Origin of the sequence: Rhodopseudomonas sp. (genome assembly GCF_048594845.1) — a bacterium.
GTDB lineage: Bacteria > Pseudomonadota > Alphaproteobacteria > Rhizobiales > Xanthobacteraceae > Rhodopseudomonas.
Map to the genome: position 1 here is coordinate 25959 of NZ_JBMDXE010000211.1, position 19215 is coordinate 45173.

Here is a 19215-nt window from a genome sequence, read left to right on the forward strand (position 1 = left end):
ATGTCCAGAAGCCGCCGTCGGTCAGCCATTTTGTTGACAGATCAGATAGATGGTAATGCGATCGTGGGATAGCCCGCGAGGTTGGCCGCCTGGGGAGGACTCGGTTTCGGGTCCTGGCGGCAATCATCCGGGTCTAGGGGAATTCGCCGGCCGATGGGCTCCATCGATAGCTATATATTCCGCACGACTCTGACGTCGTTTGCGGTGGTGATGGCCAGTCTCACCGGCGTGATCTGGATTACCCAGGCGTTGCGCGGCATCGACCTGATGACCAGCCAGGGCCAGACCATCCTGACCTTCCTGGGCCTGACCGGCCTCGCCGTGCCGGTGCTGATTCTCGTGATCGCCCCGATCGCACTGATGATCGCGGTGGCGCACACGCTGAACCGCCTCGCCACCGATTCCGAGATCATCGTGATGAACGCCGCTGGGCTGTCGCCGCTGCGGCTGTTCCGCCCCTTTGTTTACGCCACGCTCGTCGTATCGGCGATCGTCATCCTGATCGGCGCCTACATCGCGCCCGACGGCCTGCGCCGGATCGCCCGATGGGACAGCGAGATCACCGCCGACGTGCTCGCCAACGTGCTGCAGCCCGGCCGCTTCGCGCAGCTCGAGCAGAATCTCACGATTCGGGTCCGCGAGCGCCAGCCCGGCGGGCTGCTGGTCGGCGTATTCATCGACGACCGCCGCGATCCCAACGACCGCGTCAGCATCATCGCCGATCACGGTACGGTGCTGAAGAACAATGAAGGCTCGTTCCTGGTGCTCGAAGACGGCCACCTCGAGCGATTCCAGGCGGGTCAGCAGGAGCCGGCGCTGGTGGCGTTCAGCCGCTATGCGTTCGACATGTCGAAATTCTCTCGCGCCCGAGACGTCGCCTACGGCATTCGCGAGCATTATCTTTGGGAGCTGATGTGGCCGGATCCCAACGATCCGCTGCTGAAGCAGCTGCCGACGCAGTTCCGCTCGGAAATGCACGACCGTCTGCTGGCGCCGATCTATCCGTTCTTCTTCGCTGCGGTGACCTTCGCGTTCCTCGGTCTCGCGCGCACCACCCGTCAGAGCCGCAATTTCTCGATGATCGGCGCGGTGCTGTCCGCCTTCGTGGTGCGGCTGGCCGGATTCGCGCTGTCGGTCATCGCCAATCAGACTCCTTATGTCGCGGGCCTGCAGTATCTGTTGCTGATCGTGGCGATCGCCCTCAGCGTCTGGCTGATCCGCCGAAACGTCGTGATCGAGCCGCCCGCCAAACTTGTCGACGCGCTCAATGCCCTCACCGCCTCGCTGAGCCGGCTCGTCCGGCGTCCGATGCCGGCCTGAGGAGCACGCCATGGTGTTGAACACGCTCGGACGCTACCTCGCTGCCCGGTTCGTCATCTCTGCCCTCGGTGTATTTTTCGGGCTGTTCGTGCTGCTGGTGTTCGTCGATTACATCGACCTGCTCCGCCGCGCCGGCGGCCTCGCGGTGTCGGCACTGACCATCGCCCAGGCTTCGTTCTATCGCGTGCCGCAATTGCTCGAGCGGCTGCTGCCGTTCTGCATTCTGATCGGCGCCATGACCTGCTACCTGGCGCTGTCGCGCCGCCTCGAACTGGTCATCGCGCGCGCCGCCGGTCTGTCGGCCTGGCAGTTCATCTCGCCGGCGCTGTGGAGCGCGCTCGCACTCGGCGTGTTCGCCAGCATCGTGTTCAATCCGATGTCGGCCTACATGCAGGAGCGCGCCAAGCAGATGGAAGCCGAACTGTTCGGCCAAGGCTCCGGCAGCCTACAGGACGCCAACGGGTTCTGGATGAATCAAGTGAGCCCGGAAGGTCAGGCGATCATCAACGCGGCCCGCAGCCAGCAGCAGGGCGCGGTGTTGTCGGGCATCAGCGTCTTCCGCTTCGAACCCGACTTCCAGTTCAAGGACCGAATCGAAGCCCGGGAAGCCGTGCTCGAACCCGGCTATTGGCTGTTGAAAGACGTGCGCCGCTACACGCTCGACGACGCGCCGGTGCAGCAGGACACCCTGAAGTTGCCCACAGCGCTGACGCTGGCTCAGGTCCGCAACAGCTTTGCCACCCCGGAAAGTGTGTCATTTTGGCAACTTCCGTCATACATCAAAGCGTCCGAAAGCTCCGGCTTTGCGACCTCAGGATACCGGCTGCAGTATCATAAGCTCTTGGCAAAGCCGTTTTTGCTGGCTGCGATGGTCATGCTAGCTGCTTCTGTCAGCTTGCGATTCTTCCGTTTCGGCGGCGTGCAAAAGATGGTTTTGAGTGGCGTGGGGGCAGGCTTTCTGCTCTATATCCTGTCGAAAGTGACTGAGGACTTGAGCAAGGCTGAGTTGATGCATCCGCTTGCTGCGGCGTGGTTGCCCGTGTGTGTGGGCGGTCTCGCTGGATTTTTAGCCTTGCTGTACCAGGAGGACGGGTAGTGGCCATGATCGCCGCCCTCCGCGATTTGCTGCCGTTTTCGCGGCGGCGCACCATCGTGCGCCGTAAGCGTTCGCTCATGGCAAGCTGCGCGATCCCGCTCGGCGTGCTGCTGCTCGCCGGTGCCGCCGATCTGGCGACGATCTCGTCGGCCGACGCGCAGGCGTACACCTATAATCCGCGCCCTGCCCGCCCTCGCCCGCCCCAGGCGGCGAATAACGGGCAAATGCTCGTGCAGGCGACTGAGGTCAATTACGACTACAACAACAAGCGCGTGTCGGCCGTCGGCAACGTGCAGATGTTCTACAACGGCACCTCCGTTGAGGCCGACCGGCTGGTCTACGACCAGAACACCAAGCGCTTGCGGGCCGAGGGCAACGTCCGGATGACGGACGCGACCGGCCGCATCACCTATGCCAACATGATCGACCTCAGCGACGACTACCGCGACGGTTTCGTCGATTCGCTGCGCGTCGATACTGCCGAGGACACGCGCATCGCCGCGTCGCGCGCCGATCGCACCGACGGCGACTACAACGTGTTCCAGAACGGCGTCTACACGGCCTGCGCGCCGTGTAAGGACGATCCGAAGAAGCCCCCGCTGTGGCAGGTCAAGGGCGCCCGGATCATCCACGATCAGACCGACAAGATGCTGTATTTCGAGAACGCCCAGCTCGAATTCTTCGGCGTTCCGATGGCCTATCTGCCGTATTTCTCGACGCCCGACCCGACGGTGAAGCGCAAGACCGGCTTCCTGATGCCGTTCCTGACGTCGAACAGCACCTTCGGCGTTGGCTTCGAAGTCCCGTTCTATTGGGCGCTCGCCCCCGACTACGACCTGACCCTGACGCCGCGCATCACGACCAAGCAAGGCGTGCTGATGCAGGCCGAATTCCGTCAGCAACTGCTGAACGGCGCCTATCAGATCCGTGCGTACGGCATCAGCCAGAGCGATCCGTCGGCGTTCTCGGGTCAGCCCGGCGACCGCAACTTCCGCGGCGGCGTCGATACGCAAGGCCAGTTTGCCCTCAACGACAAGTGGGTGTTCGGCTGGGAGGGCGTGCTGCTCTCCGACCGCGCCTTCTTCCTGGACTACCGTCTGTCGCAGTATCGCGACAGCTGGGGCACGTTCCTCAACCAGACCACCGAAGCGACTTCGCAGATCTATCTGACGGGCGTCGGCAATCGCTCGTATTTCGACCTGCGCGCGATCCATTATCTCGGATGGGCGGCTGCCGACATTCAGGGGCAGATCCCGGTCATCCACCCGGTGCTGGACTACAACAAGACCCTCGATCACAACATCTTCGGCGGCGAGTTCAGCTACAAGACCAACTTCACCAGCCTGAGCCGGCAGACCGCGCAGTTCGATCCGATCACGACGATCGCGAACACCTCGGGGCTGTGCCTGAACACGTCGGCAGATCCGGCCGCACGCCTGCCGTCGAGCTGCCTGCTGCGTGGCATTCCGGGCACCTACACCCGCGCCACGTTCGAAGGGCAATGGCGCCGGTCGTTCACCGACTCCTGGGGCCAGATCTGGACCCCGTTCGCCTCGCTGCGCGCGGACGCGATCGACTCGTCGATCTCGAACCAGCCCGGCGTGTCCAACTATCTGCCGGTCGGCGACACTCAGGCTTTCCGGGTGATGCCGACGGTCGGCATGGAATATCGCTATCCGTTCATCAACGTGCAGCCGTGGGGCACCACGACGATCGAGCCGATCGCTCAGGTCATCATCCGCCCCAATGAAACCTATGCGGGCAAGCTGCCGAACGAAGACGCGCAGAGCATGGTGTTCGACACCAGCAATCTGTTCAGCGTCGACAAGTTCTCCGGATACGACCGCGTCGAAGGCGGCGGCCGCGCCAATGTGGGCATTCAGGCCACCACGCAGTTCGACCGCGGCGGCTCGATCAACGTGCTGTTCGGCCAGTCCTACCAGCTGTTCGGCATGAACTCGTATGCGGTGAAGGACATCACCAATACGGGCCTCGATTCCGGCCTCGCTACCACCCGCTCCGACTACGTGGCGCGCGTGTCGTATTCGCCGAACTCGACCTACAAGTTCACGACCCGGGCGCGGTTCGACGAAGCCACCGGCGCGGTCAACCGGTTCGAAGCCGAGGCTTCCGCGTCGTTCAACCGCTGGTCGATCAGCACCATCTACGGCAGCTACGCGGCGCAGCCCGATCTGGGCTTCCTCACGCGCCGTCAGGGCATCCTGACGACCGGCTCGGTGAAGGTCGCGTCGAACTGGGTCGTGTCGGGCGGCGCTCGCTGGGACCTTGAGGCGAACCGCATCAACCAGTATATCGTGGGTGCCGGTTACGTGGACGATTGCTTCGTCCTCGCGCTGAATTACGTGACCGGCTACGCGTACACCAACTACGGAACCACGCCGACGCTCAATCATTCGGTGATGCTGCAGATCGGATTGCGCACCATCGGCATGAGCGCGATGCAGCAGAGCGTCTCCGGCGCATCGAGCGGCCTTCAATAGCGCCGCACAGCCGGGGGCAACCCCACTCCGAACAACACACATCGGCTGGGAGGCACACGCGACCCATGACGACGAAGCTTTTCTTTCGCATTCTCGGCGCTGCGCTGGTCTGTGCGGCGATAACGGGCGGCGGAACCGGCGTCGCGCGCGCGCAGAGCGTCGCGGTCATGGTCAACGGCGAACCCATCACCAATTTCGACATCGACCAGCGCTCTCGCCTGGACAGGCTGTCGCACCAGTCGCGTAGCCGCCAGCAGATCCTGGACGAGCTGATCGACGAAAAAGTGAAGATCCGCGAAGCCAAGAAGTACGGCGTCAATCCGAGCGACTCCGAAATCGAGTCGTCGTTCTCGAGCATGAGCTCGCGGATGCGAATGACGCCGGACCAGATGACGAAAATGCTGGCCGGTCAGGGCATTCGCGCCGAAACCCTGAAGTCCAAGATTAGGGCCGACATGGTCTGGACGAGCTTGGTGCGGGGCCGCTTCAAGGACAGCCTGCTGGTCGGCGAGAAGGACATCCAGGCCCAGCTCGCGGCTGCGGGCGGCGGCGACAAGGGCAGCACCGAGAGCTTCGAGTATCAGATGCGCCCGATCGTGCTGATCGTGTCGCGCAGTTCCGACGGCGGCGCCATGGAAGCGCGCCGCAAGGAAGCCGAGTCGCTGCGCAGCCGCGTCCAGAGCTGCGAGGACGCCGACCGCATCTTCAAGGCGCTGCCCAACGCCGCGATCCGCAGTATGGTGGTGAAGACCTCGGCCGACCTGCCGCCGGCGCTTCGCGATATCCTCGACAAGACGCCGGTGGGCCAGTTGACCGCACCGGAAGCGACCCGGCAGGGCATCGAAATGGTGGCGCTGTGCAGCCGCAAGCCGACCACCGCCGATACGCCGAAGAAGCGCGAGATTCGCGACAAGATGTTCGCCGAGAAGTTCTTGGCGAAGTCGAAAGACTATTTGCGCGAGGTGCGCGCTGCCGCGATGATCGAGTATCGTGGCGGAGCGGATGCGGGCCGCAGCAGCCGCTAACGGATGCCGCAGCCGCGGGGCGGCGGACGGACAGACATGATCAAGCCTCTAGCCCTGTCGCTCGGCGAACCCGCGGGCATCGGCCCGGACGTCACCATCGCAGCTTGGCTGCGTCGCGACGCGGCGCAGCTTCCTGCGTTCTACCTGCGCGGCGATGTCGCCTGCATCGCACGCCGCGCGCATGCACTCGGCGTCGAAATTCCGATCGCCGAGGTCGCGATCGAGGATGCGTCCGTCACGTTCGCCCGCGCCCTCCCCGTTGTCGCCACCGGTCATATCGCGACGGCCGCGCCCGGTAAGCCGGACGACACCAGCGCCGCCGCCGCGATCGCGGCGATCCGCAGTGCGGTTGATGACGTGCAAAGCGGCCGCGCGGCCGCGATCGTCACCAACCCGATCGCCAAGAGCGTGTTGTATCAGGCCGGCTTCGCGCATCCCGGCCACACCGAATTCCTCGCCGAACTGGCGCGCGACAACGGCCCCGCGCCGCAGCCGGTCATGATGCTGTGGTGTCCCAGCCTTGCGGTCGTGCCAGTGACGATTCACGTCTCGCTGCGCGACGCGATCGCACAACTCACCACCGAGATGATCGTCTCCACCACGCGAATCGTGGTCCGCGACCTGCAGAGCCGCCTCGGGATCGCAACGCCGCGGTTGGCCATCGCTGGTCTCAATCCGCATGCCGGCGAGGACGGCTCGCTCGGTACTGAGGATCGCAGCATCGTCGCACCTGCGGTCGACATCCTGCGCCGTGACGGCATCGACGCGCGCGGTCCGCTGCCGGCCGATACGATGTTCCACGCCGCCGCACGCAAGCGCTACGACTGTGCGATCTGCATGTACCACGACCAGGCGCTGATCCCGATCAAGACCATCGCGTTCGACGAGGGCGTCAACGTCACGCTCGGCCTGCCTTTCATCCGCACCTCGCCCGATCACGGCACCGCGTTCGATATCGCCGGCACCGGCCGCGCCGATCCGTCGAGCCTGATCGCGGCGTTGAAGCTCGCAGCCCGTATGGCGGACGCGCGACGCGGATGAGCGCGATCGACGATCTGCCGCCGCTGCGCGACGTCATCCGTCGGCACGATCTCGCCGCCAAGAAGTCGCTCGGCCAGAACTTCCTGCTCGACCTCAACCTCACCTCGCGTATCGCCCGCGCCGCCGGCCCGCTCGACGGCGCCACGGTGATCGAGATTGGCCCGGGACCGGGCGGGCTGACGCGGGCGCTACTTGCGAGCGGCGCCCGGCGCGTGATCGCGATCGAGCGTGACGAGCGCGCGCTCGGTGCGCTCGAGGAAATCGCCGCGCATTATCCCGGCCGGCTCGACATCGTCTGTGCCGACGCGCTGGAGTTCGATCCGCGTCCGATGCTGGGCGACAGCAAAGCGCGCATCGTCGCCAACCTGCCCTACAACATCGCGACGCCTTTGCTGATCGGCTGGCTGTGCGCCGAGCCGTGGCCGCCTTGGTACGAGATGATGGTGCTGATGTTTCAGCGCGAGGTCGCGCAGCGCATCGTCGCCCGCGAAGACGACGACGCCTATGGACGGCTCGCGGTGCTGTCGAACTGGCGTTGCGAGACCGGCATGCTGTTCGACATCGCGCCCTCGGCTTTCGTGCCGCCGCCGAAGGTCACCTCGACCGTAGTGCGCCTGACACCGCGTGCGGCACCGGAGCCGTGCGATCGGGCCGCGCTCGAGCAGGTCGCCGCCACCGCCTTCGGCCAACGCCGCAAGATGCTGCGGCAAAGCCTGAAATCGCTCGGGGTCGATCCGGCGCGGCTCGCGGCCGCCGCGGGCGTCGATCCGACGCGCCGCGCCGAAACTGTCCCGATCTCGGGCTTTGTTGCCATGGCCAATGAATTGGCCGATATACGGAACCACAAGAACACATCCTGAAGGGAGAGAAATCGCCATGATGCAGATGCGCCGCCAGTCCTTGGTGAAATTCGCAGCCCCGCTGTGCGAGACCATCGTCGACACGCCGAAGCCGCAGGGCCGCGAAGTACTGGTCAAGATCGAGCGCTGCGGTCTGTGTCATTCCGATCTGCATATTCAGGACGGCTACGCCGATCTCGGCGGCGGCAAGAAGCTCGACACCACGCGCGGCATGACGCTGCCCTTCACGCTTGGCCACGAGATCGCCGGCGTCGTCGCCGAAGTCGGCCCCGATGCGCCGAAGGAGCTGATCGGCACCAAGAAGGCGGTGTTTCCCTGGATCGGTTGCGGCAAGTGCCGCGACTGTCTCGCCGGCGACGAGAACCTCTGCGCCCGCAACCGTTTTCTCGGCGTCTCGATCGACGGTGGCTTCGCCACGCATGTGCTGGTGCCGGACGCGAAGTACTTGCTGGACTACGATCCGCTGCCGACCAACGTCGCCGCGACGCTGATGTGCTCGGGCATCACCGCCTACGGCGCGCTGAAGCGCCTGGTCGATCGTCCGCGCCAGCGCAACCTGCTGCTGATCGGCCTCGGCGGCGTCGGCATGATGGGCCTGTCGCTCGCACAGGCGATGTTCAAGCAGCCGATCGCGGTCGCCGACCTCAGCCCGGCGGCACGTGAAGCAGCGCTCAAGAACGGTGCCGCCGTGGCCTACGATCCGTCCGAGCCCGACGTCGCCAAGCGGATCTTCAAAGAGACCGATGGCGGCTTCGACGGCGTCGTCGATTTTGCCGGCAACGACAAGTCGATGAACTTTGCGGTCAGCACCGTGGCACGCGGCGGCAAGGTTGTCGTCTCCGGCCTGATGGGCGGCGAATTCTCCCTGCCGATGGTGCAGTGGATCTACAAGCGCATGACCGTCGAAGGCTTCATGGTCGGCACGCTCGAAGAGACCAAGGAACTGCTCGCGCTGGCGCGCGCCGGCAAGGTCAAGCCGACGCCGATGAAGGAAGAGCCGATGCAGGACGCGCAGAAGTGGATCGATCAGCTCCGCGCCGGCAAGGTCGTCGGTCGCATCATGCTGACGAACTGAGGCAGCCGACCTCGACGCAGCGATATCTGCATTGCGGGTTCCGCGAGCCCGCAATGCAGGCCTCAATTGTCAAACCCCCACCGGATTTGCGGCTTATTGCGACCCCAATTCTTGCGGAGAACACGGAAAGCTAAGTTTCCGTTACCGCGTCACGATCGGGGGATGCCATGCGCCAGCAAACCGTCAAGATCCTTTGCGCCGCCGGCGTCGGACTTGCCACGAGCCTCGCTTTCACCGCGCTGACGGCGCCGCGCGCCGAAGCCGGCGAATGCCTCGCCGCTCCCAAAGGCCCGGCTCCCGCGGGCAGCCACTGGTTCTACCGGACCGATCACGCGAACAAACGTAACTGCTGGTACGTCCGCGCGAAGGACGGCTCATCCACGGCGGTCGCCAGCTCCGACTCGACGCCCGGCGGCACCGAAACGTCGTCCAACGCCCCCGCGCCGACCAGTGAAACCGCTTCCGCCGATCCGACTGCGGCCCCCGTCGCTGCCGCCAATCCGGCCCCGAGGCTCACGCGCAACGCGGCTCCGCCGCTGCACCCCTCTGTCGCCAATGCGCGTGCCGAAGTGCCCGAGCCTGCGCCTCTTCGCGATGCTGCCGCGCAGGACTCCGCCACGCAGTTTCCGGCGCCCTTGCCGTCCGCCGATCCGGCAAACACACCGCAAACTGGGGCTCAATCGGGCGCTCAGATCGACGGCACGCAATCATCCCCGGTTGATCAGCGCTGGGCAGATGCTCACGCCAGCGATGCGACGGCGGCCGCTTCGACAAGCGAAGCTTCGACCAAGCTGCGCACCGCCGCCCAGGCCGCGATCGCCAAGGGCGGCTCGCCGGCGACCGCTGCGCTGGCCACCGCCGAGTCCGCGACCACGCTGATCGCTGCGCTGCTCGCCGCGCTGGCGCTCGCCGGACTGATCGTCGGAGGACTGTTGAAGCTCGGCCGGCGCGAGCCGGCCATCCGCCGCGATCCCACCGGTCGGCCCGACCTGTGGAGCGCTGCAGCCAAGTCGGCCAAGCGTGATGTCGCCGGCGAACGTCTGACGCAGGACCTCGATCTGTCACCGCCGATGCAGCCGATTGAACCGCCGTCCTGGATTCAGGCGGCGCGGCAACGGCAGACCGCCGTCGTCGCCGACCACCATGACGGCGATGAGATCGAGGAGTTGCTGGCGCGAGCGCAGAAACGTCCGGCGGCCTGAAGCTCACGGGATTCATAAGGCCGCGGCACCCCCGCGGCCTTGTCGTTTGAGCTCAGCGTTCGAGTTCGCGGCGCATGTCGCGGACGAAGGCGTCGATGCCGATCTGGCGCTCGCGCTTGAGCTGCTCGGCGCGCAGGATCGCCTTCACCGACTCGAAAGCGATGCCGACATTGTCGTTGACGACGATGTAGTCGTACGCGTCGTAGTGGCTCATCTCGTCGCCGGCCTTCTTCATTCGGCCGTGGATGACCTCGTCGGAATCCTGCGCACGCGTGTGCAGCCGATGCTCCAGCGCCTGCACCGAGGGCGGCAGAACGAAGACGCTGACGACGTCGTTGGGTGCATGGCTGCGGAGTTGCTGTGTGCCCTGCCAATCGATGTCGAACAGCACGTCACGCCCCGCAGCGAGCGCGGCTTCGACCGGCGCCTTCGGCGTGCCGTAGCAATTGTCGAAGACGTTGGCCCATTCCAGGAACTCGCCGGCAGCCACCATCGCATCGAACTTCGGCCGATCGACGAAGTAGTAATCGCGGCCCTCGACCTCGCCCGGTCGCATCGGCCGCGTCGTCGCCGACACCGACATCTGCAGGCTCGCTGCTTCCTTCACCAGCATCCGCGACAGCGTGGTCTTGCCGGCACCCGAGGGCGACGACAGCACGAACATCAGTCCGCGCCGTTCGACGCCGTTCAAGCTCGCTGTCGCCGCGTCCGTTATGCTCATTCCAGATTCTGTACCTGCTCGCGGAACTGCTCGACGACGTTCTTCATCGCCAGTCCGGTATTGGTGAGTTCGAGGTCGATCGACTTGGAGCAGCAGGTGTTGACCTCGCGGTTAAACTCCTGGGACAGGAAGTCCAGCCGGCGGCCGACCGCCCCGCCCTTGCTCAGCATCTCGCGCGCCTGCGCCACATGCGAGGCGATGCGGTCGAGCTCTTCGCGAATGTCGGCCTTGGTCGCGATCATGATCGCTTCCTGATGCAGCCGGTCGGCGTCGAACCGCTCCGATGTCTCCAGCAGCGCCGCGACCTGCTCCGCGAGACGCGCCTTGATCGCCTCCGGCTTGCGGCCGGGCGCGGCCTCGGCCTTCTTCGCCAGGCTTTCGATTTCGTCGAGCCGCTGCGTCAGCACGGCGCCGAGCGTCGCGCCTTCGCGCTTGCGCATCTCGATCAGACTGGCGAGAGCCTGTGCGAACGATGCGACCGCAGCGCTGCGCGCAGCCTTCTCCTCCGCCTCGTCCGCTTCCGGCTCCGAGACCTCGATCACACCCTTGATCGCCATCAGGCCGTCGATGCTCGGCGCCACCGCGTCGACGCGCCCGGCCAGTTCGCTCGCCACTTTCAGGACCGAGGTCAGCACGTCTTCGTTGATGCGGACGGTCGAACCGGCGTCCGCTCGCTTGACGGTGAGATTGGCGTAGACCGTGCCCCGCGACAACGCATCGGCCGCGCGCTTGCGAAGGTCGGCCTCGATGTCGTCCCATCCCTGCGGGATCCGCAGCCGGAAATCGAAACCCTTGGCGTTGACGGACTTCAATTCCCACTCGAACGAATACGGGCCGCTGTTGCCGTGGCTACGCGCAAAACCAGTCATGCTCGACAACGACATTGGTGGCCGACTCCGCAGATACTTGTTTGAGACTCGCGCCGGACGCGCGCGGGGGACCTTAGCCGATCAGCCCGGGCGAAGGGAACAGCCGCGCGGCTAATCCTGGTCGGTCGCGCCGGGCGTCGCCGCAGGCGCGGCTGGGCTGGCCGGCGCGTTGCGGCTGCGCTTTTTCTGCGCACCGTTCTTTCCGGCTTTCGGCGCGGCGGCCGGCGGCGTGGCGGCCGACGCGTTCGCGTCCGGCGCCGCGGCCGCAGGAGCAGCAGCAGGCTGAGAGTCTTCCGCCGGCTCCACGGTGTCGTTCTGCGTCTGGCGTTCCTGCGCGCGCAGTTTGGCGACGTTCTTCAGGTGCTGATCGTAGCTGTCGCTGAACGCGTGACCGCCGGTGCCGTCGGCGACGAAATACAAGTCGCGTGTCCGTGCCGGGTTGGCGGCAGCTTCGAGCGAAGCGCGCCCCGGATTGGAAATCGGCCCGGGCGGCAGGCCCTCGATCACATAGGTGTTGTACGGGGACGGCTGCGTGATCTCGCTGCGCTTGATCGGCCGTCCCAGCGTGCCCTTGCCGCCGACCAGTCCGTAGATGATGGTCGGATCGGACTGCAGCTTCATCTTCTTCTGCAGCCGGTTGACGAACACCGAGGCGACGCGGGTCCGCTCGTCGGGCTTGCTGGTTTCCTTTTCGATCAGCGACGCGAGCGTCACCAACTGCTCGGGCGTCTTGACCGGAACATCCGGATTGCGGCGTTCCCAGACTTCGGTCAGGACGCGCTTCTGCGCCTGCTGCATCCGGTTGATGACCTGCTCCCGCTGCGTACCGCGGGGAAACTTGTAGGTCTCGGGCAGTAAGGTTCCTTCGCGCGGAATTTCACGCAGGCCGCCGGTGAAGATGTTGTTCTCGGAGAGGCGCGCGACGATTTGTTCGGAGGTCAGTCCCTCCGGGATCGTCACCGCGTGCTGCACGACCTTGCCCTCGACGATGGTGCCGATGACGTCGCGCAGGCTCGCATTCTTCTGGAACGCGTACTCGCCGGGCTTCAGATCGGCGCGCGCTTTCAGCGCCAGAACGCTACCGATGAACACCCAGCGATTGTTCTCGATGACACCTTCGCGCTGCAGGATCTCGGCGATGTCGCCGAGGCCCGCGCGCTGCGGAATGTTGACGATCTTGTCTTCGGTCAGCGGCCCGGCAGCTTCGATCTTCTGCTTGCCGTAAACGTAAATGCCGCCCGCGCCGAGCATCACGATCAGCAGGATGGTGATGATGGCGTTGCCGACGATCACCAACGGATTACGCGCGTGGTCCGATCGCTTCGGGGGCGGCGGAAGTTGCTCCGGTTCAAGCGCCGCGCGCGGGCTTCTCGGCGAGATCGGCGGCCTTTCACTCATCGGTGCAACCTGATTCCTGTCGTCTCGAGGGTGGTCCCGTGCAAGATCGCACCATCAGCGTTCGAGATCACGACATTCGCGCAGTAGCCGGACTTGAATCAGTCCGGCCTTCGGGACCTACCGACCATACCCCCAAATTATCGAATGTCGTAGCATTTAGCGGGGATTACGGCGAAACGTTGAAAGATACTCGCAGCGCGTCAGTTGGCGACGCGCTGCAGGATCAACGATGCGTTAGTGCCGCCGAAGCCGAATGAGTTCGACAGCGCGACATTGATTTCGCGCTTGCGCGGCTTCCAAGGCACGAGGTCGATTGCCGTCTCGACCGATGGGTTGTCGAGATTGATGGTCGGCGGCGCGACGTTGTCGCGAATCGCCAGCACGCTGAAGATCGCTTCCACCGCACCTGCAGCGCCGAGCAGATGCCCGATCGATGACTTGGTTGAAGACATCGAGACGCGCGACGCAGCATTGCCGAGCAAACGTTGCGCGGCGCCGAGTTCGATCTCGTCGCCGAGCGGCGTCGAAGTGCCGTGCGCGTTGATGTAGTCGATATCCGACACGGCGATGCCGGCGCGTTTGAGCGCCGCGCTCATGCAGCGGAACGCGCCGTCGCCGTCGGAGCTCGGCGCCGTAATGTGATACGCATCACCGCTCAGTCCGTAGCCAACGACTTCGGCGTAAATCTTCGCACCGCGTGCCTTGGCGTGTTCGTACTCTTCGAGCACGACGACGCCGGCGCCCTCGCCCATCACAAAACCGTCGCGATCCTTGTCGTAGGGACGCGAGGCTTTTTCGGGTGCATCGTTGAAGCCGGTCGACAATGCACGCGCGGCCGCGAAGCCGGCCATCGCCAGACGGCTGATCGGAGACTCGGTACCACCTGCCACCATCACGTCGGCATCGCCGAGCGCGATCAGTCGCGACGCGTCGCCGATCGCGTGTGCGCCGGTCGAGCACGCCGTCACGACCGAATGGTTCGGACCCTTGAGGCCGAATTCGATCGATACGTAGCCGGAGGCAAGATTGATCAGGCGGCCGGGAATGAAGAACGGAGAGATCCGGCGCGGGCCCTTCTCTTTCAGAAGCAGCGCGGTTTCAGCGATGCCCTGCAGGCCGCCGATGCCGGAGCCGATCAGTACGCCCGACGCGCAACGCTCTTCTTCGGTCGACGGATGCCAGTTGGCATCGTCGAGCGCCTGACGCGCCGCACACATCGCATAGACGATGAAGTCGTCGACCTTGCGCTGGTCTTTCGGCTCCATCCACTGATCAGCATTGAAGGTATCGTTGCTGCCGTCGCCCCGCGGAATAACGCAGGCGATCTGGCTAGCGATATCGGACACGTCGAAAGCGTCGATCTTGCGAGCGCCGCTTTCGCCGTTGAGGACCCGGTTCCAGGTCGCATCGACCCCACAGCCGAGCGGCGAAACCATGCCAAGGCCAGTGACGACGACACGTCTCATATCCTGTACTCCGGGCCAGAAAGCGCGGTCCAAAGCAAGAAGCCGGTCGACCGCTCGTATGCGGCCCGGCCGGCTTCATCGTAACCGCGCGGAAGATCAGCTCTTCGCGTTCTTCTCAAGGAACTTGGTTGCGTCGCCGACGGTGAGGATCGTCTCAGCGGCATCGTCGGGGATCTCGCAGCCGAACTCTTCTTCGAACGCCATCACGAGTTCGACGGTATCGAGGCTGTCGGCGCCGAGATCGTCGATGAAGCTCGCGCTATCGACCACTTTCTCGGGTTCGACACCGAGGTGCTCCACCACGATATTCTTAACCCGCTCGCCAATCTCACTCATTCTCTAAACCCCGTTGTTCCGACCCGACCGACAGACGATACGAGCCATCGTGGTGCGTCAACTCGCTAAAGTTCCGCAATCGCGAAGTGTACTGATTTTGCCCCGTCCCCGAGGTCGCAACCGCCGCCCGAGCGGCAGGTCCCCATCGGCAATATACAGGGTTTGGACATCCTGCAATGGCCTTCTTTGCCTATCCGCCGGGGCTTCGGTTATCATACTTCCGCTGCATTGACCACAAGCCTCCGGCGCGATGGCAACCGTGTTTCCACCACACCGTGACTTGCAGCCGGGCGTCAGATCATCGCCATCCCGCCGTTGACGTGGATGGTCTGGCCGGTGACGTAAGCGGCCTCGTTCGAACTGAGATAAACGGCCGCAGCCGCGATATCCTCCGGCGTGCCGAGCCTTCCGGCGGGTACCTTGCTGAGAATCGTTTCGCGCTGCTTGTCGTTGAGCACATCGGTCATCGGCGTTGCGATAAAGCCGGGTGCAATGCAGTTCGCCGTGACGTTGCGCTTGGCATACTCGGCGCCCAGCGTCTTGATCATTCCGATCAGTCCCGCCTTCGACGCCGTGTAGTTGCCCTGCCCCGGATTGCCGGTGACGCCGACCACCGAGGTAATCGCGATGATACGGCCGAACTTCTTGCGCATCATCAGCTTGGTGGCGGCGCGCGTCAGCCGGAAGGTCGCCGTCAGGTTGACCCTGATCACATCATCCCAATCCTCGTCGCGCAGTTGCACGAACAGATTGTCCCGGGTGATGCCGGCGTTGCACACCAGAATATCGAGCTGTCCCATCGCCTCGGCGGCCGCCGGCACCAGCGCTTCGACATCGGCCGCATCCGACAGATTGCACGGCAGCACATGAACGCGCTCGCCGAGCTTGGCTGCCAGCGTGTCCAGCGCCTCGCGGCGGGTGCCTGAAATCGCCACCGTGGCGCCCTGCTGATGCAGGGCCTGGGCGATCGCACCGCCGATGCCGCCGGTTGCGCCGGTGACCAGCGCGGTACGTCCCGTCAAATCGAACATCATCGTCTCCTTCGCCGGTTACGCCGAACGCCCGGCCGTGAGGGCATCCTTGGCGGCCGCAATGTCGTTCGGCCCACCGATGGCGATGCCGGTCGCGCCGTCGGCGATCCGCTTCACCAGGCCGCTGAGAACCTTGCCGGCGCCGATCTCGAGGAAGCGCGTGACGCCTTGGCCGGCCATGTAGCCGACCGACTCGCGCCAGCGCACCGTACCGGTGACCTGCTCGACCAGCCGACGGCGAATCTCGTCCGGATCGGTGATGGGGCTGGCCAGCACGTTGGCGACCAGCGGCACGGCCGGCGCCTTGATGGCGACGCCGCCGAGCGCCTCGGCCATCGCCTCGGCGGCCGGCTGCATCAGCGAGCAGTGGAACGGCGCCGACACCGGCAGCAGCATCGCCCGCTTGGCGCCCTTGCCCTTGGCGATCTCGACCGCGCGCTCGACCGCTTCCTTGTGACCGGAGACGACCACCTGGCCGCCGCCATTATCGTTCGCAGCCTGGCAGACCTGGCCTTGGGCAGCCTCTTCGGCCACCGCGACGGCGGCTTCATAATCGAGCCCGAGCAGCGCCGCCATGGCGCCGACGCCGACCGGAACCGCCTTCTGCATCGCCCGCCCGCGGATCCGCAGCAGCCGTGCGGTATCGCTGATGCTGAGCGAGCCAGCGGCGGCAAGAGCGGAATACTCGCCGAGCGAATGGCCGGCAACGAAAGCGGCATCCCGGCCGACGGAAATTCCCGCCTCGCTCTCGAGTACTCGCATGGTGGCGAGCGACACCGCCATCAGGGCCGGCTGGGCATTCTCGGTGAGTTGCAGCGTCTCCGCCGGCCCATCCCAGATGATCGACGTCAGCTTTTCGCCGAGCGCGGCGTCGACCTCGTCGAACACCGCCTTGGCGGCCGGAAAAGCATCAGCCAGCGCCTTGCCCATGCCGACCGCCTGGGAGCCCTGCCCGGGGAATGTGAATGCTGCCGTCATCTGCGTTCCTGAACCTGTCTGAAGTCGCGCCGAAAGACACCCCGCAAGCCGAAGATGTCAAGCTGAGCGGCGCAAACTCCGGTTCCGGTCCACATGCTCCGAAAGGCGATAGCGAGGCGGCATCGCACGAAAAAACCAGCCGGCGAGTTCCACCAGCGGCCAGCGATCGCGGACAATCCAAGGGAAAAGGAGGCCAATTTGTTTACCCTGTCGGCAGCCGACCGAGGGAAGAAAGGCTACCGGCAAGGGTTGCTCCGCTATGCCCGGGTGACAACGAGGAGCGCCTTCCCTTTGATGCGCCGCATGACCAACGCCCATCCACAGATCGACACGCACGCACCGGATCCGATCGTGACGTCGTGGGCGATCAAATGGCTCGTCAGCGGTCCGCATCCGCAGCCGCCCGCGATCTTTCGCCGTCTGCTGCTGCAAAGCCAGACCAAGAGCCGCACCTTATTTTTGGCGGTCGTTGCGACGACGATTCTGACGATCATCGCCGCCGTGCAGACGGGCGCGGCATGGGCCTACGCCTGGGTCGTGATCGAACTGGCCTTCGGCGCCGCGCGCTACGTCGCTCTTCTCGATATGCTGAAGAAGCAGAGCGCGGGCCAGCCGAGCAAAGGCATGACGCTGTATCTCGGCCTGGCCTGGGCGGTCAGTTACTCGGTGGGCTGCACGCTGTGTGTGATGACCGGGGAATGGCCGCTGATCCTGCTGTCCGGAATGGTCGTCGCCGGCCTCGCCGGCGGCATTTCCTCACGCAACGCCGGCACGCCACGCTACGGCTTTGCGGTGATCTGCATTCTGGCGATCCCCTACACGGTGGCGATGATCGTCTCGCCGATCCCGCACATGTACCTGATCGGCCTGTTGCTGCCGGCCTGGATCCTCGGCATGGCGGTGCTGCTGTTCGAGAATTATGACGTGCTGCTCAACCTGTTTCACTCCGAGCAGGAAAACAGATGGCTGGCGAATTACGATCAGCTCACCGGCTTGCCCAACCGCACGATGCAGCATCAGTGTTTCTCCGACCTGCTGCGCATGGCGTCCGCCCCGTCGCTGCAGGCGCCGCAGCCGCTGACCGTGCTCTGCCTCGACCTCGACGGGTTCAAGGCCGCCAACGACCGCTTCGGCCACGCGATTGGTGATGCCGTGCTGGTCGCCGTCGCGGAACGGCTGCGCGCCTGTGTCCGCGAGCGCGACCTGATCTTCCGGATCGGCGGCGACGAATTCGTCATCCTGCTGCCGGACACCAGCGCGGCGGAATCCACCGCGGTGGCCGAGCGCATCATCGCCCGAATCGCCGAGCCGCTCGATCTCGGCAATACGGGTGTGCTGACGATCGGCGTCAGCGTCGGCAGCGCCACCTTCCCGGACGACGGCCAGTCGCCGGACGCGCTGCTGCGCTCGGCCGATCACGCGATGTACGAAGCCAAGCGGCGTGGAAAAGGCGTTCTAGTCCATTACGACACGCTCCAGACCGCAATCCCGCTGGCGCCCGCGCCGGAACCCGTTCATCGTTCGGAGCGGAAGATCTGGGCCAGAGCGGGCGCCTGACCGCTAAAAACCGGCGCCGGACGCCGACTTGATCGCGTCCGGACCTTGCCAGAACTCCCAAAATCCGTATAACCCGCGCATCCGCAGATCCCGGCCGGGAGCTGAACGGACGGTCTCACCATTTTCACCTTCTGGCGAATTTGATGCGGCAGGGCCAGTCGGCCCGTCGTCCCGTGCTTCCGCCTTCTGAGCAGTCGAGTCCTTTCCGAAGGGTTCGAAGGGCTTGCCGCCGGTTCTGGGCCAACATGGAAAGGACCATCATGCCTCTTTATGAGCATGTCTTCCTCGCGCGTCAGGACGCGAGTGCACAGCAGGTGGAAGAGCTGACCACCCAGTTCACGGGTGTGATCGAAGGGCTCGGCGGCAAGGTCACCAAGACCGAAGCCTGGGGCCTCCGCTCCCTCACCTACCGCATGAACAAGAACCGCAAGGCTCACTTCGTGATGCTCAACATCGACGGCCCCTCCGCGGTGGTCGCCGAGCTCGAGCGCCAGCAGCGCATCAACGAAGACATCATCCGCTACCTGACCGTGCGCGTCGAAGAGCACGAGGAAGGCCCGTCGGCGATGATGCGCAAGGCCGATCGTGACCGCGAGCGCGACGACCGTGGCCCCCGTGAGGGTGGCTTCCGCGGCGACCGCGAAGGCCGTGGCGATCGTGAGGGTGGCTTCCGTGGTGATCGCGGCCCGCGCCGCCCGCGCGAAGACGCTGAAACCGCTGCTGCGACCGAGGAGTAAGA

General features: G+C 65.0%; 17 protein-coding genes. 10 read left to right on the top strand and 7 right to left on the bottom strand.

All coding sequences use genetic code 11. The features are described from left to right. Positions 1-153 precede the first annotated feature (153 nt). The 8 genes from lptF to ACOJTD_RS13875 all read left to right on the top strand — a co-directional run bounded on the left by lptF (position 154) and on the right by ACOJTD_RS13875 (position 10120). A complete protein-coding gene (gene lptF, locus ACOJTD_RS13840) occupies positions 154-1320 on the top strand; it encodes an LPS export ABC transporter permease LptF (protein WP_420133479.1) in 1167 nt (388 codons plus the stop codon). A gap of 10 nt (positions 1321-1330) precedes the next feature. Next, on the top strand, positions 1331-2416 hold the full coding sequence (gene lptG / locus ACOJTD_RS13845) for an LPS export ABC transporter permease LptG (RefSeq protein ID WP_420133480.1): 1086 nt from the start codon (positions 1331-1333) through the stop codon (positions 2414-2416). 5 nt (positions 2417-2421) lie between these two features. After that, complete coding sequence (locus tag ACOJTD_RS13850; protein ID WP_420133496.1) at positions 2422-4917, top strand: LPS-assembly protein LptD; 2496 nt, start codon at positions 2422-2424, stop codon at positions 4915-4917. 65 nt (positions 4918-4982) lie between these two features. Further along, positions 4983-5942, top strand: a complete 960-nt coding sequence (locus tag ACOJTD_RS13855; RefSeq protein ID WP_420133481.1) for a SurA N-terminal domain-containing protein — start codon at positions 4983-4985, stop codon at positions 5940-5942. A 36-nt stretch (positions 5943-5978) separates the two neighbouring features. Beyond that, positions 5979-6983 carry a 4-hydroxythreonine-4-phosphate dehydrogenase PdxA gene (pdxA, locus tag ACOJTD_RS13860; protein ID WP_420133482.1) on the top strand — a complete coding sequence of 335 codons (1005 nt, stop codon included), beginning with the start codon at positions 5979-5981 and terminating at the stop codon, positions 6981-6983. Beyond that, entirely contained in the window at positions 6980-7843 is an 864-nt protein-coding gene (gene rsmA, locus ACOJTD_RS13865; RefSeq protein WP_420133483.1) for a 16S rRNA (adenine(1518)-N(6)/adenine(1519)-N(6))-dimethyltransferase RsmA, read from the top strand. Before pdxA ends, rsmA begins: the two co-directional genes overlap by 4 nt. Positions 7844-7859: 16 nt before the next feature. Continuing rightward, the gene (locus tag ACOJTD_RS13870) at positions 7860-8918 is read left to right on the top strand and encodes an alcohol dehydrogenase (protein ID WP_420133484.1); all 1059 of its coding nucleotides are present in this window, start codon (positions 7860-7862) and stop codon (positions 8916-8918) included. A gap of 167 nt (positions 8919-9085) precedes the next feature. Further along, complete coding sequence (locus ACOJTD_RS13875; RefSeq protein WP_420133485.1) at positions 9086-10120, top strand: hypothetical protein; 1035 nt, start codon at positions 9086-9088, stop codon at positions 10118-10120. Positions 10121-10172: 52 nt separating this feature from the next. Here the strand turns inward: ACOJTD_RS13875 and gmk are convergent, their stop codons facing one another. From gmk to fabD, 7 genes are all read right to left on the bottom strand, one after another. After that, the gene (gene gmk / locus ACOJTD_RS13880; RefSeq protein WP_420133486.1) at positions 10173-10841 is read right to left on the bottom strand and encodes a guanylate kinase; all 669 of its coding nucleotides are present in this window, start codon (positions 10839-10841) and stop codon (positions 10173-10175) included. Then, positions 10838-11725, bottom strand: a complete 888-nt coding sequence (locus tag ACOJTD_RS13885) for a YicC/YloC family endoribonuclease (protein ID WP_420133487.1) — start codon at positions 11723-11725, stop codon at positions 10838-10840. The genes gmk and ACOJTD_RS13885 overlap by 4 nt, the downstream gene beginning before the upstream one ends. A gap of 96 nt (positions 11726-11821) precedes the next feature. After that, on the bottom strand, positions 11822-13108 hold the full coding sequence (gene mltG / locus ACOJTD_RS13890) for an endolytic transglycosylase MltG (protein WP_420133488.1): 1287 nt from the start codon (positions 13106-13108) through the stop codon (positions 11822-11824). 200 nt (positions 13109-13308) lie between these two features. Next, positions 13309-14574, bottom strand: coding sequence for a beta-ketoacyl-ACP synthase II (gene fabF, locus ACOJTD_RS13895; RefSeq protein ID WP_420133489.1), 1266 nt, complete (start codon positions 14572-14574; stop codon positions 13309-13311). 96 nt (positions 14575-14670) lie between these two features. Then, entirely contained in the window at positions 14671-14910 is a 240-nt protein-coding gene (locus tag ACOJTD_RS13900; protein WP_420133490.1) for an acyl carrier protein, read from the bottom strand. 293 nt (positions 14911-15203) lie between these two features. Next, on the bottom strand, positions 15204-15941 hold the full coding sequence (fabG, locus tag ACOJTD_RS13905; protein WP_420133491.1) for a 3-oxoacyl-[acyl-carrier-protein] reductase: 738 nt from the start codon (positions 15939-15941) through the stop codon (positions 15204-15206). An 18-nt stretch (positions 15942-15959) separates the two neighbouring features. Continuing rightward, positions 15960-16919, bottom strand: a complete 960-nt coding sequence (gene fabD, locus ACOJTD_RS13910; RefSeq protein ID WP_420133492.1) for an ACP S-malonyltransferase — start codon at positions 16917-16919, stop codon at positions 15960-15962. A gap of 303 nt (positions 16920-17222) precedes the next feature. Between fabD and ACOJTD_RS13915 the strand changes: the two genes are divergently transcribed. Further along, on the top strand, positions 17223-18476 hold the full coding sequence (locus ACOJTD_RS13915) for a diguanylate cyclase domain-containing protein (protein WP_420133493.1): 1254 nt from the start codon (positions 17223-17225) through the stop codon (positions 18474-18476). A gap of 260 nt (positions 18477-18736) precedes the next feature. After that, the gene (gene rpsF / locus ACOJTD_RS13920; RefSeq protein ID WP_054163428.1) at positions 18737-19213 is read left to right on the top strand and encodes a 30S ribosomal protein S6; all 477 of its coding nucleotides are present in this window, start codon (positions 18737-18739) and stop codon (positions 19211-19213) included. The last annotated feature ends 2 nt before the right edge of the window (positions 19214-19215 follow it).